Source organism: Mycobacterium sp. E740, assembly GCF_001672895.1.
GTDB lineage: Bacteria > Actinomycetota > Actinomycetes > Mycobacteriales > Mycobacteriaceae > Mycobacterium.
In genome coordinates this window covers 1-21,377 of sequence record NZ_LZKP01000186.1, presented here as the reverse complement: position 1 = coordinate 21,377, position 21,377 = coordinate 1, and the positions used below count along the sequence as shown (strand labels likewise).

The 21,377-nt window shown below is 66.8% G+C and carries 19 protein-coding genes; 7 read left to right on the top strand and 12 right to left on the bottom strand.

Going from position 1 to position 21,377, the window contains the following annotated elements; all coding sequences use genetic code 11:
- The coding region (locus A5663_RS18485) for an HNH endonuclease signature motif containing protein (protein ID WP_068152367.1) at positions 1 to 981 on the top strand (981 nt) is incomplete at its 5' end.
- Positions 982 to 1,001: 20 nt separating this feature from the next.
- Here the strand turns inward: A5663_RS18485 and A5663_RS18480 are convergent.
- The 3 genes from A5663_RS18480 to A5663_RS18470 all read right to left on the bottom strand — a co-directional run bounded on the left by A5663_RS18480 (position 1,002) and on the right by A5663_RS18470 (position 4,861).
- Positions 1,002 to 2,003: an acyl-CoA dehydrogenase family protein gene (locus A5663_RS18480; protein ID WP_068152363.1), complete on the bottom strand. Its 1,002-nt coding sequence runs from the start codon at positions 2,001 to 2,003 to the stop codon at positions 1,002 to 1,004.
- A gap of 11 nt (positions 2,004 to 2,014) precedes the next feature.
- Positions 2,015 to 3,160 carry an acyl-CoA dehydrogenase family protein gene (locus A5663_RS18475; protein ID WP_068152377.1) on the bottom strand — a complete coding sequence of 382 codons (1,146 nt, stop codon included), beginning with the start codon at positions 3,158 to 3,160 and terminating at the stop codon, positions 2,015 to 2,017.
- 123 nt (positions 3,161 to 3,283) lie between these two features.
- Positions 3,284 to 4,861 (bottom strand): acyl-CoA synthetase, encoded by a 1,578-nt coding sequence (locus tag A5663_RS18470; RefSeq protein ID WP_068152360.1) that lies wholly within the window; start codon positions 4,859 to 4,861, stop codon positions 3,284 to 3,286.
- A gap of 121 nt (positions 4,862 to 4,982) precedes the next feature.
- Here A5663_RS18470 and A5663_RS18465 point away from each other — a divergent pair, with 121 nt between their 5' ends.
- Together A5663_RS18465 and A5663_RS18460 are read left to right on the top strand one after the other, a co-directional pair.
- On the top strand, positions 4,983 to 6,890 hold the full coding sequence (locus tag A5663_RS18465; protein ID WP_068152357.1) for an NAD(P)/FAD-dependent oxidoreductase: 1,908 nt from the start codon (positions 4,983 to 4,985) through the stop codon (positions 6,888 to 6,890).
- The gene (locus A5663_RS18460) at positions 6,887 to 7,774 is read left to right on the top strand and encodes an SDR family NAD(P)-dependent oxidoreductase (protein ID WP_068152355.1); all 888 of its coding nucleotides are present in this window, start codon (positions 6,887 to 6,889) and stop codon (positions 7,772 to 7,774) included. Before A5663_RS18465 ends, A5663_RS18460 begins: the two co-directional genes overlap by 4 nt.
- Positions 7,775 to 7,798: 24 nt before the next feature.
- Here A5663_RS18460 and A5663_RS18455 read toward each other — a convergent pair whose 3' ends face one another.
- The gene (locus A5663_RS18455) at positions 7,799 to 8,404 is read right to left on the bottom strand and encodes a Dabb family protein (RefSeq protein WP_068152351.1); all 606 of its coding nucleotides are present in this window, start codon (positions 8,402 to 8,404) and stop codon (positions 7,799 to 7,801) included.
- Positions 8,397 to 8,738, bottom strand: a complete 342-nt coding sequence (locus tag A5663_RS18450; RefSeq protein WP_068152349.1) for a hypothetical protein — start codon at positions 8,736 to 8,738, stop codon at positions 8,397 to 8,399. The genes A5663_RS18455 and A5663_RS18450 overlap by 8 nt, the downstream gene beginning before the upstream one ends.
- A gap of 100 nt (positions 8,739 to 8,838) precedes the next feature.
- On the opposite strand from A5663_RS18450, the gene A5663_RS18445 reads away from it, so the two are divergent.
- Positions 8,839 to 10,029 carry an NADH:flavin oxidoreductase gene (locus A5663_RS18445; protein ID WP_197503454.1) on the top strand — a complete coding sequence of 397 codons (1,191 nt, stop codon included), beginning with the start codon at positions 8,839 to 8,841 and terminating at the stop codon, positions 10,027 to 10,029.
- Here A5663_RS18445 and A5663_RS18440 read toward each other — a convergent pair whose 3' ends face one another.
- The 6 genes from A5663_RS18440 to A5663_RS18415 form a co-directional block, all read right to left on the bottom strand.
- Positions 10,030 to 10,947, bottom strand: a complete 918-nt coding sequence (locus tag A5663_RS18440; RefSeq protein ID WP_068152347.1) for an alpha/beta hydrolase — start codon at positions 10,945 to 10,947, stop codon at positions 10,030 to 10,032.
- Between the two features lie 5 nt (positions 10,948 to 10,952).
- Positions 10,953 to 11,792 (bottom strand): IclR family transcriptional regulator, encoded by an 840-nt coding sequence (locus A5663_RS18435; RefSeq protein ID WP_068152344.1) that lies wholly within the window; start codon positions 11,790 to 11,792, stop codon positions 10,953 to 10,955.
- 123 nt (positions 11,793 to 11,915) lie between these two features.
- Positions 11,916 to 13,073 (bottom strand): zinc-binding dehydrogenase, encoded by a 1,158-nt coding sequence (locus tag A5663_RS18430; protein ID WP_068152371.1) that lies wholly within the window; start codon positions 13,071 to 13,073, stop codon positions 11,916 to 11,918.
- A gap of 43 nt (positions 13,074 to 13,116) precedes the next feature.
- Positions 13,117 to 14,580, bottom strand: a complete 1,464-nt coding sequence (locus tag A5663_RS18425; RefSeq protein ID WP_068152340.1) for an FAD-dependent oxidoreductase — start codon at positions 14,578 to 14,580, stop codon at positions 13,117 to 13,119.
- Positions 14,577 to 15,485, bottom strand: coding sequence for a biphenyl-2,3-diol 1,2-dioxygenase (bphC, locus tag A5663_RS18420; RefSeq protein WP_068152369.1), 909 nt, complete (start codon positions 15,483 to 15,485; stop codon positions 14,577 to 14,579). The genes A5663_RS18425 and bphC overlap by 4 nt, the downstream gene beginning before the upstream one ends.
- A gap of 10 nt (positions 15,486 to 15,495) precedes the next feature.
- Entirely contained in the window at positions 15,496 to 16,677 is a 1,182-nt protein-coding gene (locus A5663_RS18415; protein WP_068152338.1) for an acyl-CoA dehydrogenase family protein, read from the bottom strand.
- Between the two features lie 235 nt (positions 16,678 to 16,912).
- On the opposite strand from A5663_RS18415, the gene A5663_RS18410 reads away from it, so the two are divergent.
- From A5663_RS18410 to A5663_RS18400, 3 genes are read left to right on the top strand one after another with little or no spacing between them, the layout of a single operon-like run.
- Complete coding sequence (locus tag A5663_RS18410) at positions 16,913 to 18,526, top strand: NAD(P)/FAD-dependent oxidoreductase (protein WP_068152335.1); 1,614 nt, start codon at positions 16,913 to 16,915, stop codon at positions 18,524 to 18,526.
- Position 18,527: 1 nt separating this feature from the next.
- Positions 18,528 to 19,334: a mycofactocin-coupled SDR family oxidoreductase gene (locus A5663_RS18405; RefSeq protein WP_068152333.1), complete on the top strand. Its 807-nt coding sequence runs from the start codon at positions 18,528 to 18,530 to the stop codon at positions 19,332 to 19,334.
- Positions 19,331 to 20,164 carry a mycofactocin-coupled SDR family oxidoreductase gene (locus A5663_RS18400; RefSeq protein ID WP_068152331.1) on the top strand — a complete coding sequence of 278 codons (834 nt, stop codon included), beginning with the start codon at positions 19,331 to 19,333 and terminating at the stop codon, positions 20,162 to 20,164. The genes A5663_RS18405 and A5663_RS18400 overlap by 4 nt, the downstream gene beginning before the upstream one ends.
- Positions 20,165 to 20,172: 8 nt before the next feature.
- Here A5663_RS18400 and A5663_RS18395 read toward each other — a convergent pair whose 3' ends face one another.
- Positions 20,173 to 21,057: an alpha/beta fold hydrolase gene (locus tag A5663_RS18395; protein ID WP_068152329.1), complete on the bottom strand. Its 885-nt coding sequence runs from the start codon at positions 21,055 to 21,057 to the stop codon at positions 20,173 to 20,175.
- Positions 21,058 to 21,377: the final 320 nt, after the last annotated feature.

Here is a 21,377-nt window from a genome sequence, read left to right as displayed (position 1 = left end):
GCCGCCGTCGATGCCCGCACGCGGGCTCAGATCGAAGTCGATCTGGTGCGCACCGCGATCGGCGTGGGACCAAAGCAGTTGAAGGACAACGCTGACCGCATTCTGTTTCTGCTCGATCAGGACGGCCCCGACCCCGACGACCGCGAGCGTGCGCGGCGTCGCGGCGTGTCCAAGGGGCCCCAAGGCTCGGACAAGATGGTCCCGCTCAAAGGCAATCTGACCCCCGAAGCGTGGGCGATCTATGAGGCGATCTTCGCGAAATGGGCCGCGCCGGGCATGTGCAACCCCGACGACGAGCAGCCCTGCGTGTCGGGGACGCCGTCACAGGCGCAGATCGACCAAGATCACCGCAGTGTGGCGCAGCGCCAGCACGATGCCCTGGTCGCGGTCGGGCGCAGTGTGCTGGAAAGCGGTGAGTTGGGTCAGCACAACGGGTTGCCGACCTCGATCATCGTGCGCACCACCTTGCAGGACCTCGAGAGCCGCGCGGGTGTTGGCGTCAGCGGTGGCGGGACCGTCGTTCCGATCGGCGATGTGATCCGTATGGCCGCGCACGCCAACCACTATTTGGCGGTGTTCGACAAGGCGACCGGATCGGCGCTGGACTTGTTTCGTGCTCGGCGGGTCGCCTCGCCGGCACAGCGGATCATGCTCATCGCCCGCGACGGCGGTTGCACGAAGCCGGGCTGCAGCGTGCCCGCCTACGGATGCCAAGTCCATCACGCGGCCTGCGACTGGGCCCACGACGGACAAACCAACGTCGACGAACTCGGGCTGGCGTGCGGGCCCGACAACCGCATGGTCGGCGAGGGTGGCTGGACCACCAGGATCAACGACGACAACGACGTCGAATGGATACCACCCCCACAGCTCGACACCGGACAATCCCGCATCAACGACTACCACCGCCCTGAACGTCTGCACCGACCACCCGACGCAGACAACGAAAGCCGGGCAGGACCCACACCCGACGCCGCATGAAGAAGCCGCGATGCGTAGCGCTAACCGGTGATTTGGCGCCACAGCCCCGCGGCACCTGCTGCCAGGGCGGCGTCGGTCACTCGCTGATCCCAGTACCGGACCGACCCGAACTCAGAGCGCCACGCGAGGGCGGCCCGGGTGAACTCGTGCAAGCGGTGCTCCTGCGTGGTGCCGATGGCCCCGTGGACCTGATGGGCGTTGCGCACCACCACCTCCGCGGCATGGCCTGCGCATGACCGCGCCGCGGCGACGCGGAATGCCAGATTCTCGCCGGACCAGTCGGTCGCCACAGCCGTGGTGAGCGCGGCCTCGGTGGCCGCTCGGGCGAGTGCGGCCTCGGCGGCGAGGTCGGCGATCAGATGCTGGACAGCCTGGAAGCGGGACAACGTCCGACCGAATTGGACGCGCGACGTCGCATATTCGACAGACAATTGGACGATCCGATCGAGGGCCGCGCACACCTGGATCGAGCGGACGAGTGCGGACTTCAGCCCGAGCTGGGTCACAAGATTCGCGGGCACCGTGACGCCGTCGAGAGCGGAGACATCGGCGGCGACAGTGTCGCGCGGTTCGCCGACGGCATTGAAACTAGCTGTGATCGAGAGCTTTTCGGGATCGACGGCGGCAGCGCGGTACGCACCATCGTCTGCCCATACCACCACGATCCGGTCGGCGCCCGCGGCCCATGGCACACCGCATGCGGTCCCGTGCTCGTCCAGCACACACACCGTGTGCACCGCGCCGCCGCTGGGCAGGCCGATCGAGTCCAGCAACCAGCACGCCAGTAAGTCGTGTTCGGCCAACGGAACCCGCACGCCATGGCGGACCGCAGCGGTCAGCAGTTCGGCGGCCTCGTACCAGCCGGCCCCGCTGCCCCCGGATTTCTCCGGACCGGTCAACCGCGCCAGCCCGAGCTCTTCGAGCTGCTCCCACATCTGCTCGGTTGCCCGCGGCTCCCGCCCGCGGTAGTCCGCGAAGACGGCGTCCATCATGTCGACCAGAGCGGTGTCCGCACCGGTCATCGGAGCCTCGGTCAACGCAGCCCCAATCCGCGTGCGATCACTCCGCGCAGCACTTCGTTGGTCCCCCCACGCAACGTGAACCCCGGGCGCTGATCCGCCGCAGCCGAGACCAGTTCGGTGAACGCTGGATCGACGTCGCCGTCATCGAGCTGACCGCCGAACTCTGCGATGTCGCCTTCGGTCGTGGTGCCGAGCACCTTGACGACGGCCGCCGGCACGTCGGCAGGCTCGTGCCGCTCCAGTGCACCCGCGACAGCGGTGGACATCTGGTGCAGACCGGCGATGCGCGCGACGAGTCGCCCGAGGCTCGCGTCAGGCGAAACCTTCTGGTGTGCCATCTGCTCGGCGCACGACGCCAGCAGCACGAACGTGGACAGGAACCGCTCGGGCCCGCTGCGCTCGAAGGCCAGCTCCGAGGTCACCTGCCGCCAGCCGTCGCCGATCGCACCGAACACCATGGAGTCGGGCACGAATGCCGCATCGAGAATCACTTCGTTGAAATGGTGCGCGCCGTTCATCGAGATGATCGGGCGGATCTCCACTCCAGGTCCTCGCAGATCGACGATGAACTGGCTCAACCCGGCGTGCCGGTTGTCGGGATCTACCGGTGCGGTACGCGCGAGCGCGATGAACGCGTGCGCGAGGTGGGCGCCCGACGTCCACACCTTGGTGCCGGTCAACTCCCAACCACCTTCCACCTGAACAGCTTTCGTGCGCACGCTGGCCAGGTCGGAGCCGGAGTCGGGCTCACTCATCCCGATGCCGAAGAAACACTCGCCGCGCACGATCTTCGGCAGGAACTCCTGCTTCTGAAAGTCGGTGCCGTATTTCAACAACGACGGCACGATCTGCCGGTCGGCGATCCAATGCGCCGCTACGGGGGCACCGGCTGCGAGGAGCTCCTCGGTGACCACGAATCGTTCGACGAACGACCGCCCGTGGCCGCCGTACTCGACGGGCACCGTCATACCCAGCCAGCCTTTGTCGGCCAGCGCGGCCGTGAACTCCTCGTCCCACCCGGTCAGCCAGGCGTCGACCGCCGGGGTGAACGTGCACGCAGCGCGCTGCTCGGCCAGGAAGGCGCGGACCTCGGCACGCAGCGGCTCGGTGGTCGCCGGCTCGACGGTGGCGGGTGGAACCAGTCGGGGAAGTGTCACCTGCGACGTCATCGGCTCCTCCGCTCCTGCCTCATTGGTAGCTGCGCCACCGCCACCCGCGATTCTTGCAGCATGCCTTTGGCAAGCCGGCTCAGGGGACGATGCTCGCGCGAACGTCGCGTTTCAGAGGCTCAACGCATGTGTTGAGAATTGTTCCCGCAGTTGGCGTTTCAGCAGCTTGCCGCTCGGGTTCTTGGGCAGCGAGTCGACGAAGAAGATGTGCTTGGGTGTTTTGAACCCGGCCAGGTGCGCCCTGCAGTGCGCGATCACGTCGTCCTCGGTCAGGGTCGCGCCGTCACGGGCGACCACAGCGGCGACCACGACTTCGACCCAGGTGGCGTGCGGCAGGCCGAACACCGCGGCCTCCTGGATTCCGCCGTGTCGGTACATGACCTCTTCGACCTCACGGCTGGCCACGTTCTCCCCGCCGGTCTTGATCATGTCCTTCTTGCGGTCCACCACGTGCAGCAGACCATGCTCGTCGTAGTAACCGAGGTCGCCGGAGTGAAACCAGCCGCCGCGAAACGCCTCTGCCGTCTTCTCCGGGTCGTCGAGGTACCCCAGCATCAGATGTGGGCTGCGGTGTGCGATCTCACCGATCACGCCCGCTGCGACGGGGGCGTCGTTCTCGTCGAGGACGGTGGTCTCCACGTTGATCACGGGACGCCCCGCCGAGCCGGCGTGGGCATCCTGTTCGTCGGGACCGAGCGCGGAGGCCAGCGGCGCCATCTCCGTCTGGCCGTAGAAGTTCCACAGCCTCAGATTGGGCAGCCGCTCGCGGATCTCGCTCAGGATCTCCAGCGGCATTGCCGAGGCGCCGTAGTAGCCTTTGCGCAGGCTCGACAGGTCCACCTCGTCGAAGAGGGGGCACCGCAGCAGGCTGATCCACACCGTCGGTGGCGCAAAGTAATTCGTCACCCCGTATTCGGCAATCGTGCGCAGCACCGTCTCCGGTTCCGGTCCGGGCAGAATGATGCTGGTCGCACCCAGGTAGATGTCGGTGGCCAAGAAGTTGTCCAGTTGCGCACAGTGGTAGAGCGGCAGTGAATGGATCTCGATGTCGTCTGCCGACATCGAACCGGCCTCGACAGTGCTGACGTACTGCCACATCAGGCTGCGACTGGTGTGCATCGCGCCTTTGGGGCGCGACTCGGTGCCGCTGGTGTACATCAGTCGCAGCACCTGGTCGTCGGGGATCACGGGTGCAGCGGCGGTCGCAGAGGTGGTCAACCATTGCGCGAAGTCGTCCCAGCCGGGCGGCGCACTCCGGCCCGGCGGCAGGATCACGGCCTTGGTCGTGACCGTGCCGGCGATGCGCATCGCGTCCTCGGCCGCGGCCGTCAACCCCGCCTCCACGATGAAACCCGCAGCCCTGCTGTGACTGAGAACGTACGCGATCTCCTCGGCCGTGAGCATGAAGTTGACCGGAACCAACACGACGGCCACACGGGCCGTGGCGAAGGCGAGAACGGCGTACTGCCAGCAGTTGTGCGCCAGCAGCGCCACCCGATCGCCTGGCCGGAAACCGTTGTCCTGCAAGGCTGCGGCCGCTCTGTCCACCAAGTGCTCGAACTCGGCGAACGTCAGCGTCACCTTACCGTCGATGATCGCCACCTTGTCGGGTTGCCTGCGGGCCGACCGGCGCGGGATATCGCCGAGGGTTTGGCGCCGCGCCGCATTGACCACGGCCTCGAGTTGCATAGCGGCAGGTTAAGCACGCCCGATGACCGGTACAGACACATGTCCCGCTCAGTAGGCAGCGCATGGCCTGGCCGGCTGGTCAGCACCGATACTCGACGGCGTGACTGCTGATGCCCAGGCCATGCCGACATCACGCGAGGCCTCGGTCGACCGCGCCGAATTGAGGACGCATCTCCGGCAGGCCGATCCCGGTGTGTTGGTCGCGGTGCTGGCGCAGCTGACGGGCGAGCCGAACGTGGTCGACCGGTTCGCGCCCAAGATCAGCTATGTGCCCGACCCGCCTGAGCGGGCCGGAGTCACCGACGAAGAAACCAGGGACGCACTCGTCGATGCGGTCCTCGCGGCGATATCCGAGCCGCGCGCCCAGCAGGCTCTGGCCGTCGACGACCGGGAGCTGTTCACTCGCGTGCTGCCGGTGGCACTCGGCGGCGATGTCGACGACGAGTTCATTCCGTTACTGCTCGAACAGGGCGGCTTCCAGTTGTCGCAGCCCACGCTCCCACGGACGGTGCCGATCCCGCCGACCACGACCGTGGCGATCGTCGGCGCCGGGATAGCCGGCATCATCACCGCGCTCGCCGCAGCCGATTCCGGTGTGACGTACCAGATCTTCGATCGCAACGACGAGGTCGGCGGCACCTGGTTCACCACGAGATATCCCGGGATCGGCGTCGACACGCCGTCGGCGTACTACTCGCTGTCGCGGGAGGTGAACCCCGACTGGTCGAGCTATTACCCACAGGGGGCGGAGTATCAGAGCTATCTGGTGGCCCTGGCCGACAAGTACGGACTGCGCGAGCACACCCGCTTCGGCACCGAGGTGGAGGCGCTGTGGTGGGACGACGAGCGCAAGCAATGGCAGATCCACGCGGTCGATCGCAATGGCAACCGCGACGTCACCTACGCCACGGTGGTCGTCACCGCGGCGGGCTACCTGAACCGTCCACGGTGGCCGGAACTCAAGGGACGAGAAGCATTCCAGGGCACGAGCATTCACTCGGCGCAGTGGAATCCGTCGTTGGACCTGGCCGGCAAGCGGGTGGCGGTCATCGGCGCGGGCTGCACCGCCGTGCAGATCGTCGACGCCTGCGTGAACGAGGTCGATCATCTGACGGTCTTCCAACGGCAACCGCATTGGGTCGCACCGCGCAAGCGTCTCAGCGATGACGTTCCGGAGTATCGCCGCTACCTCGGCCGCCACGTGCCTTACTACGCCAATTGGCACCGGCTGAAGTCGTATTGGGCGACTGCGGACAACAACTATCCCGTGATACTGCAGGATCCGCAGTGGGCGAAAGAGCACTTGTCGATCTCGCCGGCCAACGATGTGCTGCTGCAGATGTGTGTGCAATACATCACCGAAACTTTCGGCGAGGGCACCGAACTGGCACGGAAGGTCACGCCCGACTTCGCGCCCTACGGTAAGCGGATCATCCGCGACCCGGGCGGCTACTACCGGGCACTGACTCGCGAACATGTCGACGTGGAGGCGAGCGAGCCCGCCGAGGTCAATGCCAAAGGCATTGTGACGCAGGACGGCCGGCAGATCGACCTCGACGTCATCATCTACGCGACCGGATACCATCTGGACTTCCTGTCGACGGTGGATATCCGGGGTCGCGACGGCGCGACGCTGCGTGAGGAGTGGGGTGACAGTCCGCGTGCCTACCGCGGCGGCACCGTCCCGGGTTTTCCGAACCTGTTCATCACGTCGGCGCCGAACTACAGCCCCGGTCATGGCGCGGGAGCGAACTTCTCGATGGAGGTGCTCGCGCACTACATCATGGAGTGCCTGCAGTTGATGGCGCTGCGGGGCGCGACCACGATGGAGGTGACTCGAAAGGCCTACGACGACTACGTCGCCCAGATCGACGACGCGATGTCGCGGACGGTGTGGTGTCACACCCCGAAAGCGCACACCTACTACCGATCGGGATCGGGACGCGTCGTGGTGGCGACCCCGTACCGCCTGGTCGACTTGTGGCACCAGCACCGCGAGCCGGTCGAGGAACACTTCGAGATTCGATGACACAGTTGCTGGCCGGCAAGACGGCGCTCGTGACCGGTAGCAGCCGCGGTATCGGACGCGCTGTGGCCCAACGCCTTTCCGCGGAGGGTGCGACGGTGGTGGTAACCGCTCGGTCGTTCGAGCCGACCGGGTCGGTGCGAGGCGGCGTTTCGACCGCGCTGCCCGGCACGATCGCCGAGACCATCGAGCTGATCGAGCAGTCGGGCGGTACGGCGATCGGCCTCGCCGCCGACCTGGAGAAAGCCGATCAGCGCGGCCGGCTGGTCGACGAGGTCGTCGACCGTACGGGCAGACTCGACATCTTGGTCAACAACGCCGGTTTCGCGGACTACGCGTGTGTCGAGGACATGACCGTCGACACCTTCGACCGCACGATCGAGCACTATCTGCGCACCCCGTTCGTGCTGACCCAGGCCGCGATTCCGCACATGCGCAAACAGGGCGCAGGCTGGATCGTCAACATCGGATCCGTCACCGGCGTCGCTCCGGTGCGGCCGTACCGCGACTACAACAAGACCGCCGGTGACGTCGTCTATGCGTCCTGCAAGGCGGCGCTGCACCGCTTCACGCAGGGCGTGGCCGCGGAGCTGGTCGACGCAAACATCGCGGTCAACTGCGTGGGACCATCCACAGCGATCCGTACTCCTGGTGCAGCACAACTCATTCCGGAGACGTTCCCGACTGAGCCGGTCGAATACCTGGCTGAGACGGTGCTGTCGATGTGTCATCTGCCGGCCGCCGAGCGCACCGGCCTGGTGGCCTTCAGCCTGCACTATCCGTGGTCGCAGGCGCTCGCGGTGCACAGCTTGGACGGCGCGACGGTGTTGCCGCCGCTGGAGCCGCCGGCGACGGCCAACCCGAACATCCTGCCCGCCGGGATGTAGCGCGCAGCAGTTTCACACTCGCGGTCAGCGCGTTCGGCAGAAGCTGTGGCACACGCGGTCGCGGACGATGACGTCCGGGCACTCCGGGTCGAACCACCGGTCCACGTGGGCCCAGTGGATCGGATGCATCAGGTACGGACCGGTCAGGCCGTCGAGGTCGCGGAACTCCTGCTCGAAGACGTGCGTCCACGGCGACGCGCCGACCGCCGAATCCACCCGGCTCAGTTGCCAGGTGGCGATCGACGTGACATAGCGGGGGAGAAGGCGAAGGTCGTCTTCGAACCGACGCACGACGGCTTCTTCGGTGTCCGGCTCCACGCGAAGCAGCAGAGTGCGAAACACGGTGCGTGGAATGTCCCTCGCCTCGACCGGGATGCCGGTGTAGGTCGCTCCGTTGACGCGGCTGACGCCGGATGCGGAAAGCAGCGACTCGAAAGAAGCAGCAACTGAGGCCCATTCGCCGGCTTCCCGGAACCGTAGGTGCATGAGAATATCTCCGCCGTTGCGCACGCCCGGCAGGGTTGACTGCACCAACGCGGAAGCGGCACCGCAGTCTGTTGCCGCGCTGCGCAGTTCGGCGAGCAGGCGATCCTTGTCGTCAGTGTCGATGAGCCGAACGACGTTAAACATCGCCCAGCCCGTCGACGTCGTCGGCGGGAGCCGCGACGCTGCGGCTGCGCTCGACGATCAATTCGGCTATGCCGTCCCACCACTGCCCGAGTGACGGATTCGGCCTGCCCTGCCACGTCATCTCCCACCACGCCTGCGGGCTGGGCAGCGTCCAAGTCACGGTGACGACGTTCGAATGGTCGTCGAACCAGATCGGCGGGCTCACCAGAACGTCGCGCAACGTCATGCCCCGCTCCCGAGCGCCCGGCGCGTACTCGGCGAGGTAGGTGTCGACGAACCGTCGGGCGCAACCCGGTCTCGTGACCACGCGGTCGACGACGTAGACGGCGCCCATGGGCCGACAGTACGGTCGCCTCCGGGCCGCCCGGTCGTCCGCTCCCATCCATCGGGAAAGACCCGATCGAACGCCGGAACCGGGCGGCATCGTGGATGTCATGGACCCCTTCGCGCCCGCTCGGCTCGGACCGGTGACGCTACGCAACCGGGTGATCAAGGCGGCCACGTCCGAGGGGCGGTCGCCCGACGGCATGGTCACCGACGACCTGATCGACTTCCATGTCGCGTTCGCCAAGGGCGGCGTCGGGATGACGACTGTCGCGTACTGCTGTGTCTCCAAGGAAGGCGCCAGCGCGCCCGGCCAGATCGTGATGCGCCCGGCGGCGCTGCCAGGGCTGCGCCGGCTCGCCGATGCGGTACACGGCGCGGGGGCGGCGATCTCCGCGCAGCTCGGTCACGCCGGAGTGGTCGCGCCCAAGAAGCTCACCGGCGTCACGGCCGTGGCCCCCAGCCGGTTCGTCAACCCGACGTCGTTCGCCTACTGCCGCGAGATCACACCCGACGAGATACGGACGGTGACAGAGGATTTCGCGGCAGCGGCCCAGGTGGCGATCGACGCCGGGTTCGACGCGGTCGAGCTTCACTTCGGCCACCTGTACCTGCCGAGTTCATTCCTGAGCCCGCTGATCAACCGGCGCAAGGACCAATACGGCGGATCGATCGACAACCGGTCGCGGTTCGTCCGGGAGATCGCCGCGCGAGTCCGGCAGGTCGTCGGAGACCAGATTGCGGTGATCGCCAAGCTGGACATGGACGACGGTCTGCCGGGCAGCATCTGGATCGACGAGGCACTGCGGACCGCGCAACTGCTCGACACCGATTCGACGCTGGACGCCATCGAACTCACGCAGGGATCGTCGGTGTACAAACCGATGTACCTGTTCCGCGGTGACGTTCCGGTCAAAGAGTTCACCAAGGTGATGCCACCGGCGCTGCGGCCCGGCGTCCGTCTCGCCGGCAAGCGAGTCATGGGCAGCTATCCCTACCGGGATCTGTACATGCTCGAAGCGGCGCGCCAATTCGTGCCCGTGGTCCGCCACACGAAACTCATTCTGTTGGGCGGTATCACGAATCACGACCACTTGCAGACAGGATTGCGCGAGGGTTTCCACTTCATGGCGATGGGCCGGGCGCTGCTGCGGGAGCCGGATCTGGTCAACGCGATGATCGCCGACCACAGCACGCGCAGTCGCTGCAACCACAACAACAAATGCATGGTCACCGTGTTCGGTCGGACGCACTGCGTGCTCGACCCGGCGCAGCGCTACGGACCGGCTACGACGTTGTAGCTACAGCAACTTGGTGAGTTCCCGCGCCGTGTCGCGCCGTGCCGCATGCGCGATGTCGAGCATCGGCATCGTCATGAAGCCGTGGATCCCGCCGTCGAACAGGCACCGCACGACGTGTACGTCTGCTGCTTCGAGCGCGTCGGCGTACGCGAGGCCATCGTCGCGGAGCGGGTCATGGCCGGCGATCACGACCACCGCAGGCGGCAGTCCGTCAAGGTCCGCGCGCACCGGTGAAGCGTAGGGATGGGTTCGATCGGCGGCGGAGGGCACGTACTGGTCCCAGTACCACTGCAGGGCGGGGCGCGGATTGTAGAAGCCCTTGCCGTACAACCGATATGACTCGGTGTCGAAGTCTGCGGCGATCATCGGGTACAGCAGCAGTTGAGCGGCCAACGCTGGACCGCCGTGGTCCCGAGCCATGATCGCCGCGACTGCGGCGAGGTTACCTCCGGCACTGTCACCTCCGACGACCATGCGGGCGGGGTCACCGCCGAGCGCAGCGGCGTTTTCCGCTGCCCATCGCGTCGCGGCGTACACGTCGTCGGCGCCGGCCGGCCACCGATGTTCGGGGGCCAACCGATAGCCGACCGAAATCACCACGGCGGGAACGAGGTTGGCGATGCTGCGGCAGAGGCCGTCATGGCTGTCGAGATCACAGAACACGAACCCGCCGCCGTGGGCGTACACCACGACAGGCAGCGGCTCCTGTGCCGCCGGCCGGTAGACCCGCACCGGGATCGTGCCGTCGGCGCCGGGGACGGTGAGGTCACGGACGGAGCCGACCGGTTCGGGTTCGGCGGGAGTGACGAACCGTGATCGGATCGCCGCGCGGGCCTCTGCACCCGACATGGTGTGCACCGGTGGAAAGCCCGCGTCGAGCGACTCGATCAGCGCAGCGATCTGCGGGTCCAGGGCCATACGACTCACGCGTACTGCAACGCCGTCTCACGCACAGGCATCTGGCGGAGCGCGGACCCGCGCAGCGGCCGCGCGGACTGCAGTGTCGGCGCCACCCGCTGCGGGCCGTCCTCGGCGTTGCGCCAGACGCCCATCGCCGTCATCCGCACTGGTGCGACGAGACGCTGGTCGAACATCATGCGGTTCATCGGCCCACACACCGACACGGCAGCGACCGCATCACCTTGACCACCGATAGGCGCTGCGACACAACCGAATCCGGCCAATGCCTCCTCCTTGTCGAACGCGACACCGTGCGAACGCACCTTGGCCAGCTCCGACCGCAGTTGGGCGACGGACCCGATCGAGTACTTGGTGCGGCGGCGGGTCAGGTCGATTGCATCGTGCTCGAGTCCCTTGGCGTAGGCCAGCATCGCCTTGCCCAGGGCCGAGCAGTGCGCTGGCTGGCGGCCGCCGACACGGCTGGGGATCGCCGCGGTCATCCGGTCACCGATCTTCTCCAGATACACGACGTCCGAGCCGTCCAGGACCGCGAGGTGCACAACGAGTCCGGTCGTCCGATGCAGATCGTGCAGCAGCGGCACCGCCGCGCGGTGCAGGCGGTCCTGGTGCACGGCGAGCGAGCCGAGCTCGACGAGCCGCATGCCGAGTTCGTAGTCGCGTCCGCTGCGTCGAAGCCAACGCAGTTGGACGAGCCGCTCGAGCATGCGGTGCGCGGAGGACCGGGGCAGCCCGGTGCGGCGCACGATCTGCGCCAGAGTCAACCGGCCGGGGCCGTCGAAGGCATCGAGGACCAGCGACACGCGGTCCAGGACGGCGCTGGGAGTTTCGACGGTAGCTGTCATGTTGCCTCCACCACGGACTGCGTATTTCTAATAGGAATATGACTATTTGTAGCACAGGGGTGTGCCGCCTGTCACAAAACACGACGGGCGAGTTTCGGGCCACAGCTCGAGCTGGGAAAACCCTCAGGGTGCGGTGGCGGTACTTACCGGGTCGATGAGGATCTTCGCGTGCGCTTCGGCCGCTCCCAGCACCTCGAACGCGCGTGCCACACCGTCGAGTCCGACCGTGCCAGTGACGAGTACCGAGGCGTCCACCTTGCCGTCGGCGAGCATGTGCAGCGCGTCGCGGAACTCCAGCGGCGTGTAGCCGAACACGAACCGCATGTCGAGCTCCTTGCCGATGGCCATGGCCGGCCGGATCGCGTCGGCGCCCATACAGACACCGACCACGACGACGCGGGACTGCACAGGTGCGGCGCCCACGATGCCGTCGATCATGCCCGGGACTCCGACGCACTCGAAGATCACCGGACGCTTGGGACTCGCTGCGCCGAGAGTGTCGGCGACCCGATACAGGTGCGACCAGCCGGGCACGCGACGTAACTTCTCCATCGAGCCGACGCCGAGTTCATACAGGTCGGGAGCCTTCGTGATGGCGCCGGACTGGCCGGTGGCCGCATACGGCGATTCGACGGCGGGATCGACGACGACGTGCGCACCGCAGCGCAATGCCATCTCGCGGCGGGTGACGGAGAAGTCGCTCGCGACGACCGTCTGCACGCCGAGCGCCTTCAGATGGCAGATGACCGCGAGGCCGACCGGCCCGCAGCCGATCACGATCGCAGTGTCGCGGCGACGAATGTCGCTGCGGCGCACAGCATGCAACGCCACGGCCATCGGCTCGGTCAACGCCGCAGTGTCCAGGTCAAGTCCGTTCGGGACGACGAAGCTCATCGCCGCCTCGACGAGGACACGCTCGGCGTAGCCGCCGGGCGCCAAGGGTGACAGCCCGGTCAGGTGCACTCCGCCGGAGGCGCGCAGCAACGGAAAGGAGACGACCGGCGTGCCGACCTTGAACTCCCTGGCGGCTCCGCGGCCCCGTTCGACCACTTCACCGCAGAACTCGTGGCCCAACACGACAGGGGTGTCTCGGCGCATGAAGTCCGGATAGCCCATCTCCTCCATCACGCCGGTCAGCTCGTCGGCGTGATCCTTCGCGTGGAGATCGGATCCACAGATGCCGCACCGCCGCACTTCGAGGAGGAGTTGCGCGCGTGCGGGTTGCGGTGTCGGCAGGTCGACGACCGACAGGTCGCCCTGCTCACAGAGGACGGCTCTCACCTGTGCATCCTCTCCCATGCGACCGGCAGAGGACCGGCGAATCTCAGGCCCGAGCGGCGCTGCGTCCCGCCCGGCGGCCGTAGAAGCTGCCGTCGCCCAGAGAGATGCCGCTCGCATACCCCCACGCCGCCAGTCCGGCGGTGCAGCGGCCGGCAGCGAACAGACCGGGGATCGGCTCGCCGCTGACATGCAGCACCTCGCCGTCGAGCGACGTCAACAGGCCGCCGAGGGTGAAGCCGCCGGTGCTCTCGCGCAGATCGACGGCACCGACCGGGCTGCCGATCGGCCGCAACCACTGCGCCTTCTTGTGCAGCAGCGGATCCTCACCTTTGGCCGCGCCGGAGTTGTACGCCGCGACGGTCGCCTGGAGCGAGCCCGTCGGCAGACCGATTTCGGCTTCCAGCTCGGCGACCGTCTCGCACACCCACGTCGCGGGGCGCAGCATCAGCTGCGGCGAGAGCGACGCCATCGCCTCGTCCTGGGCCTGCGCGTCGATGATCAGGTAGGCGGTGTTGTCCTGGTGGTACAAGGTCGATTGGCCGACGCGGCCCGGATAGGTGTCTTCGGCGACGTACCGCTGACCGCGTGCGTTGATCAGGATGCCGCGCACCAGCTGCTGCGGGTCGATGAAGATCGCGACCTCGGTGGCGTCCATGTGGGCGAGGTCGGCGCCCAGCGTCTGCGCCATCCGGATCGCGTGGCCGTCGTGTTGTTCGATCGCGGCCGCCGGGCGCCCCGCGATGCGTGGCGCGTACTGGGTAACCATCGCGTCGTTGTAGGCGAAGCTGCCCATCGCGAGCACCACGCCGCGGCGGGCGCGCACCGCCACCTCCTCGCCGTACCGGCGTGCGACGACGCCGACCACCCGGCCGTCGGGCTCGACGATCAACCGCTGCACCCGCACGTCGTACAGGGCGCGTGCTCCTGCGGCGGTGGCTGTTTCGACGAGCGGCTTCATCAGCATGAAACCGGCGCTGGCCTCACCCTGCTTCTTGTTCGACATCTGCGGCACGTGCCCTCGTGGGGCCGGGGTGGCGATGGTGTTGAACGGGAAGGAGTTCTCCCCGCCGCTGTACATGAGGCCTTCGTCGCCCATCGGTTCCCAGCCGGGCTCGCCGAAGAACTCGGGCTTGAACCGCACGCCGCAGCCGACCAGCCAGTCGAAGTGGTCGAGGCTGCCGTCGCAGTAGTCGGCGATGCGCTTCTCGTCGGCGCCCGGACCCATCGCGACGTTGAGGTAGGCCGCCATGTTGTCGGCGGAATCGTCGAAGCCACAAGCCTTTTGAATCGGCGTACCGCCACCCAGGTAGATGAAGCCGCCCGCCATCGACGCCGCGCCGCCCCAGGAACCGGTGCGCTCGAGGACCAGGACGTCGGCGCCGGAACGCGCTGCCTCGACCGCTGCGGCCGCACCCGCTATCCCGAACCCGGCGACGACGACGTCGGACTCGTCGTCCCAGTGGGTGATCGCGGAAGCCGGTAGCGGAGTGATCTCGTTGCCGGTCATGGCCGCATCGCTGCGGGAAGATCAGAGACCCACTCATGGCCCCAGTAGCTGTCAGCCGTGATCTCCTCTGCGGTGTAATGGTTTTCGTCCACACGCATCCCGTCGGTGCCGAACTCGATGTCCCAGTCGCCCGGCGCGCGGACATAGAACGACACCATCTTGTCGTTGGTGTGCCTGCCCAACGTCGAGGACAATTGGAAACCGTCCTTGTTCACCCGGTCCAGCGCTTGGCCGACGGCGTCAAGCGTGTCGACCTCCACCATGAGGTGGATCAGGCCCGGGTCGCGCAGCGTCATCGCCGGACAGATCGCCAGGCTGTGGTGGCGTGCGTTGATGCCCAGGAATCGGACCCGCAGCGGACCGAACTCCGGCGGCGTGGGCACGCGGAACGCGCCGCGCGATTTGAAGCCCAATACCTCTGTGTAGAACCGGAACAGCCCCGGCACGTCGAGTGCGGGCAGCACCACATGGCCCAGGCCTTGGTCACCAGTGACGAAGCGAGCGCTGAACGGCGTGACCACCGGGCTGTGGTCGAGCACGGCGCCGTGGAACACCTCGGTCGACGTGCCCGCCGGATCCTCGAACGCGATGACCTCCTCGACGCGACGGGCATCGGCCTCCTGCTGTGAGAGTTCCTTGACCGGTACACCTGCACCGTCGAGAGTGGCCTTGACCCGGGTCAGCGCCGCCTGGTCACGAACTTCCCAACCGACGGTGACGATCTTGTCGACGTCGCCGGGCACCACGATGATGCGGGCGGCACGCTCGTCCATGCGCAGATACAGCGCGTCGTCATCGGGACCGGCGCCTTCGGCGAAACCGAGCACCTTGAACGCGAAATGTCGCCAACGGTCGATATCGGTGGCCTGAACCTTCACATAGCCAAGGCTTTTCAGATCGCTCATCGACATCTCGCTAGATCATCGCCCGGAGCGGACCCTGCGGATCCACGCCCAATGAACTCAGAGCCGACGCGTGGAACACCGTGCCGGGCACATGGATGGCGTGCAGCTGACCGACGTGCACATCCCGCCAGTACCGCTGCAGCGGCTTGTCCATTCGCGCGGCATTGCCCCCTGACCGGGCGAAGATCTCGTCGACCGCCGACACGGCCCGCCAGACCGCCCGAATCTGGGTGCGCCGCCCCGCTGCCCGGTCGGCGAAATCGACCTCACGGCCCGCGGCCACCATGGCGTAGATGCGGTCGGCGTTGGCCAGCAATTCCTGGCGCGCGGCGTTGATGTCGGCGGCCGCTTCACCGATCGCGAACATCACGTAGGGATCGTCTTTGATCGCGACGCCGGTGGCGCCCACCCGCTCGCGTTGGTAGTCCAGATGTGCGGCTAGCGCGCCCTCCGCGATGCCGATTGTCGCCGCGGAGATGCCGAGCGGGAACATCGTCGACCACGGCATCAGGTAGAGCGGTTCGGTCATGCCGGCTTCGCGCTGGGCGGTTCCGTCCATGACCTTCGTCGCGTCCATCGTCCGGTACTCCGGCACGAAGGCATCCTTGACGATGACGTCCTTGGAGCCGGTGCCCCGCAGGCCGACCACATTCCATGAGTCCTCGACGATCTCGTAGTCCGAGCGCGGCAGGATCATGTGCAGCATCTGCGGCGGCATCAGCGGCTTGCCGTCCGAGTCGCCGAGCATCGCGCCGAGGATGATCCAGTCGCAGGCGTCGGTGCCGGAACTGAACTGCCACCGGCCGTTGAAGAGGTAGCCGCCGTCGACGGGCTTGGCCACTCCTTGAGGGGCGTACGGCGAGGCCACCCAGGTGTCGACGTCGTCGGCCCAGATCTCGTCGGCGACCCGTGGATCGGCGTAGGCCAACTGGTACGGGTGCACACCGACCACCCCGTTGATCCAACCTGCCGCGGGGTCGAGCGCCGCGGTGGCCATCACGGTCTCGGCGAACTCGCGAGGATGTACCTCCAACCCGCGGTATTTCTTGGGCTGCAGCAGTCGGATGGAACCCGCCGCCTTCATCGACTTGACCGTGGTGTCGGTGAGTCGGCCGATCTTCTCCGACTCGACAGCCTGTTCCTTGAACTGGTCGGCCAGTTCCATCACCCGGTCGAGTACGCGCTCGCTCATGTCATGTCCTAACTGTGTGGCTGCACTTGATGGTTTACCGCACGGAGCGGGGGAAAGGGCCGGAATCCCGGTCAGCGGACGGGTTCCCGGCCCCAGTAATGGATGTGTCCATCCTGACCGCCCGCCGCATCAGGGTCGAGCCGCGGTTCCGATGGCCGGAACGACTCCGTCGAGACCCGCCCGATCACCGGGAGCGTTGTGCGCCGTCCGATGAGACAGGGCATACCGTGGCGTCGTGAACATCTCCGGGGCGCCCGACGTGGATGCCGTCGTGGTGGGCGCTGGGTTCGCCGGCCTCTACGCCTTGCACCGACTGCGGTCGCAGGGCTTGTCGGTGCGCGTCTTCGAGGCGGCCCCGGAAGTCGGCGGTACCTGGTACTACAACCGCTATCCGGGCGCCAGGTGCGACGTCGAAAGCGTCGACTACTGCTACTCGTTCTCCACCGAACTCGAACAAAAGTGGGACTGGTCGGAGAAGTACGCCACCCAGAGCGAGATTCTGCGCTACCTCAATTGGGTCGCCGACAAGCTGAACCTGCGCGACGGCATTACGTTCGACACCCGGGTGACGTCGGCCGTGCTCGACGAGGTGACACTGCGCTGGACCGTGCGAACCGATACCGGTGAGGTGGTCACCGCACGGTTCTGCGTCATGGCGACGGGACCGCTGTCCGCGGCCCTGACGCCGGAATTCCCGGGGCTCGACAACTTCGCGGGGGAGCTGTACCACACCGCGCACTGGCCGCACAACCCCGTCGACTTCACCGGCAAACGAGTCGCGGTGATCGGCACCGGGTCCTCGGGAATCCAGTCGATCCCGATCATCGCAGAGCAGGCCAGCCAGCTCTACGTGTTCCAGCGAACGCCGAATTACAGTGTGCCGGCGGGGAATCGACCGCTGAGCGACGCGGAACGGGCCCAGATCAAGGCTGGCTACGCCGAGCGTCGACGGCTGTCGTGGCGCAGCGGAGGCGGCTCGCCGCACATCGCCCATCCGAAGCTGACGATGGAGGCCACGCCCGACGAGCGCCGAGAAGCGTTCGAGAAGCGCTGGGAACTCGGCGGCGTGCTGTTCTCGAAGACCTTCAGCGACCAGATGATCGACATGGCCGCCAATGACGAGGCCCGAAAGTTCTACGAAGAGAAGGTGCGTGCGGTCATCGACGATCCCGACGTCGCCGAACTCCTCATTCCCACCGACCACCCCATCGGCACAAAGCGAATCTGCACCGACACCAACTACTTTCAGACCTTCAACAAGCCGCACGTGGAGCTGGTCAGCGTCCGCAGAACGCCGATCGTGTCCGTCGACGCCGACGGCATCAACACCACCGATGCGCACTACGACCTGGACGCCATCGTGCTGGCCACCGGCTTCGACGCGATGACGGGCGCGCTGGCCAAGATCGACATCGTCGGACGAGGCGGGCAGCGGTTGAAAGACGACTGGGCCGACGGTCCCCGGACGTACCTCGGCCTCGGCGTGGACGGTTTCCCGAACCTGTTCTTGGTTTCTGGTCCCGGTGCGCCAGCGGTACTGGCGAACATGGTGCTGCACGCCGAGGCGCATGTGGACTGGATCGCCGACGCCATCGGCTATCTGGACGGGCACGGTTACACGGCGCTGGAGGCCACCGCCGATGCGGTGGACAACTGGATCGTCGAACTCAACCAGCGCGCCGAAGCCACGCTGTTCACCAAAGCCAACTCGTGGTACATGGGCGCCAACGTGCCGGGCAAACCTCGCGGATTCATGTTGTTCATCGGCGGATTCGCGGCGTACCTCGACATCTGCAACGAGGTGGCCAACGCCGGCTACAAAGGTTTCCGCCTGCTCAAAGCGTCGTAGCATGACGGGACTGAAAGACAAGGTCGTCGTCGTCACCGGTGCCGCCAGAGGTACGGGCCGGGTGCACTGTGAGCGTTTCGCCGACGAGGGCGCCGACGTGATCGCGTTGGACATCGCGGCGAACGCCGGCGAATTACGTGGCGTTGCAGCAGAAGTCCGGCAGCGCGGACGCCGATGCGCGGTTGCTGAGGCCGATGTCCGCGATCTGCCCGGACTCGAGGTCGCGATCGGTGAGGGGGTAGCGGAACTCGGCCGCCTGGACGTCGTCGTCGCCAACGCCGGCATCCACACGGCTGGCGCGCCGACGTGGGAGTTGACCGAGGACACTTGGCGCCACACTCTGGACGTCAATCTGACCGGGGTGTGGCATACCGTGCGCGCGTCGGTGCCCCATCTGGGTGAGACCGGCGGCTCGATAGTGATCATCAGCTCCACCAACGGTTTACGCGGCACCGCCAACACCGCTCATTACACGGCGAGCAAACATGCTGTCGTGGGTCTGGCGCGCACGCTCGCCAACGAACTGGGATCCAGCGGCGTCCGGGTCAACACTGTCCATCCCGGTGCGGTGGCCACGCCGATGGTGCTCAACGAGCAGACGTTCAGGCGTCTGCGACCCGACCTGCCCAACCCGACGGCCGACGACGCCGCCGAGGTGCTGGCCGCCCGTAATCTGCTTCCGGTGCCGTGGGTCGAACCTGTCGATGTTGCCAACGCCGTCGTCTTCCTGGCCTCTGATGAGGCTCGCTACATCACCGGTGCGCAGATCGTGGTCGATGCCGGGCTGACGCAGAAGACGACGTCATGACGGGACGATTGGCCGGCAAGGTCGCGCTGATCACCGGCGCGGCCCGGGGTATCGGCCGCGCACAGGCGGTGCGATTCTCGGCGGAGGGCGCCGACGTGATCGCGCTCGACGTGTGCGGTTCCGTCGACACCGTCGTCGTGCCTTCGGCGACGCCGGCCGACCTGGACGAAACGGCGCGTCTGGTCCGCGTCAACGGCCGCAAGATCGTCACCGGGATAGTGGACGTCCGCGATCCCGAAGGACTTCAGGGAGCAGTCGACCGCGGTGTCGCCGAACTGGGCGGTCTTGACACCGTCTGCGCCACAGCGGGTATCACGTCGCGAGCAATGGCGACCGAACTCACCGAGCAGGCGTGGCAGACGATGCTGGACGTGAACCTAACCGGTGTCTGGCGGACATGCAAGGTCGCCGTTCCCCACCTGATCACGAGAGGGCACGGGTCGGTAGTCCTGGTCAGTTCGATTGCAGGGCTTCGTGGATTGGTCGGCGTGGCGCATTACACCGCAGCCAAGCACGGCGTCGTCGGCTTGATGCGCAGCCTGGCTCATGACCTGGCTCCGTACGGCATCAGGGCCAACTCGGTGCATCCCACCAATGTCGACACGCCGATGATCCAGAACGATGCGGTCGCAAGCGCCTTCCGCCCAGACCTCGACCGGCCGCCGACCCGAGAGGAATACGCGCAAGCGGCCCGGGCGATGAACATGCTCGACATCCCGTGGGTCGATCCGGTCGACGTCGCGAATGCCAGCCTGTTCCTGGCCTCCGACGAGGCCCGCTACATCACCGCAGCGACACTGCCGGTCGACGCCGGCGCCACCCAGCGATAGGGGTCATGTCAGCCGGCGCCCGAGCTCCTGGACAGGAACGCCGACACGGTGCTCTCGAACGCCGCCTTCGCCTCGATCATCGCCCAGTGCCCGCAGTTGGGGAACACGTGCAATTCGGCATTCGGGATGGAACGCATCGGGATCAGGGACATGTCCAACGGGCTCACCCGGTCGTCGCGTCCCCACGTCAGCAGCGTGGGCGCGGCGACTTTGTGCATCTGCGCCCATGGCAGCGGCGCGTCGCTGCTGCGCATGAACGCCATCATCTGTGCGAAGGCCGCCTTGCCGTACATGCGCCGCGCCGATGCCAGCGTCTCCGGGTCGGTCGCCAATTGCCACCGTTCCTCGACCAGCTGCTCGGTGACCAGGGACTGGTCGTAGACCATCGAGTTGAGCCAGTCGACCAGCCGTTGACGCGTCGGATCCTCGGTGAACTCCTGCAGCAGCCGAATGCCTTCGCTCGGACCGGGACTGAAGATGTTGGTGCCGATGCCACCGATCGTGACCAGCCTGTCGATGCGGTCCGGGTGGTGGATGGCGAAGTTGATCCCGACGCCGCCGCCCATCGAATTTCCGACGATGTGCGCGCGGTCGATTTCGAGCGCGTCCAGGAATGGCACCACCGCGCCCTGCGCGTCGATCATCGGGTGGCCGCCGAAGTCGTCGCTGACACCGAATCCCGGGAATTCGAGGATGACGCAACGGAATCCGTCGGCGAAGAAAGGCAGCACCCCGCGAAAGTTCCGCCATCCGGTGACCCCGGGACCCGAACCGTGCAGGAACAGCAACACAGGACCGTCACCGACGTCGTAGTAGCGCAGTACCCCCGAAGGCGTCGGCACCTCACGTAGGTCGGCTGCGACTCGGGCGGTGAGATCGGCGGTGTCGGTCACGGTGCCAGCCTGCCATGCGCGTCCGCGATGCCGACGATCAGTTCCGCTCATCGGACCTCCCGTTAAGCGGGACGCCGGCGACGCCGCCGCGTGTTTCGCTGCGACGCTTGCCCGTCGAGACACGAACCGCCAAGGGATACGTTCCCGGTCACATTCGTTCAGGAGGCCCGATGTCACCGCGAAGCCGTTGGCCGCGGCGCGATGGCCATATCGAAAGACCCTGCGTGTAATGGTGATTGACGCGCCGGAGCGCTGGTCTGCGGGGTTGCCGCCGTTGCGGAATCTGGCTGGGCCGATGCAGGCGGTTGGTGCGTTGTTCG

Bases quoted from the DNA above. Each gene is read 5' to 3' on its own strand.
- A5663_RS18465 (WP_068152357.1), top strand. From the start codon at position 4,983: ATGCCGACATCACGCGAGGCCTCGGTCGACCGCGCCGAATTGAGGACG.
- A5663_RS18480 (WP_068152363.1), bottom strand. From the start codon at position 2,003: ATGACCGGTGCGGACACCGCTCTGGTCGACATGATGGACGCCGTCTTC.
- A5663_RS18415 (WP_068152338.1), bottom strand. From the start codon at position 16,677: ATGAGCGAGCGCGTACTCGACCGGGTGATGGAACTGGCCGACCAGTTC.
- A5663_RS18455 (WP_068152351.1), bottom strand. From the start codon at position 8,404: ATGTTTAACGTCGTTCGGCTCATCGACACTGACGACAAGGATCGCCTG.
- A5663_RS18470 (WP_068152360.1), bottom strand. From the start codon at position 4,861: ATGCAACTCGAGGCCGTGGTCAATGCGGCGCGGCGCCAAACCCTCGGC.
- A5663_RS18440 (WP_068152347.1), bottom strand. From the start codon at position 10,947: ATGGCCCTGGACCCGCAGATCGCTGCGCTGATCGAGTCGCTCGACGCG.
- A5663_RS18400 (WP_068152331.1), top strand. From the start codon at position 19,331: ATGACGGGACGATTGGCCGGCAAGGTCGCGCTGATCACCGGCGCGGCC.
- A5663_RS18425 (WP_068152340.1), bottom strand. From the start codon at position 14,580: ATGACCGGCAACGAGATCACTCCGCTACCGGCTTCCGCGATCACCCAC.
- A5663_RS18445 (WP_197503454.1), top strand. From the start codon at position 8,839: ATGGACCCCTTCGCGCCCGCTCGGCTCGGACCGGTGACGCTACGCAAC.
- A5663_RS18405 (WP_068152333.1), top strand. From the start codon at position 18,528: ATGACGGGACTGAAAGACAAGGTCGTCGTCGTCACCGGTGCCGCCAGA.
- bphC (WP_068152369.1), bottom strand. From the start codon at position 15,485: ATGAGCGATCTGAAAAGCCTTGGCTATGTGAAGGTTCAGGCCACCGAT.
- A5663_RS18450 (WP_068152349.1), bottom strand. From the start codon at position 8,738: ATGGGCGCCGTCTACGTCGTCGACCGCGTGGTCACGAGACCGGGTTGC.
- A5663_RS18435 (WP_068152344.1), bottom strand. From the start codon at position 11,792: ATGACAGCTACCGTCGAAACTCCCAGCGCCGTCCTGGACCGCGTGTCG.
- A5663_RS18460 (WP_068152355.1), top strand. From the start codon at position 6,887: ATGACACAGTTGCTGGCCGGCAAGACGGCGCTCGTGACCGGTAGCAGC.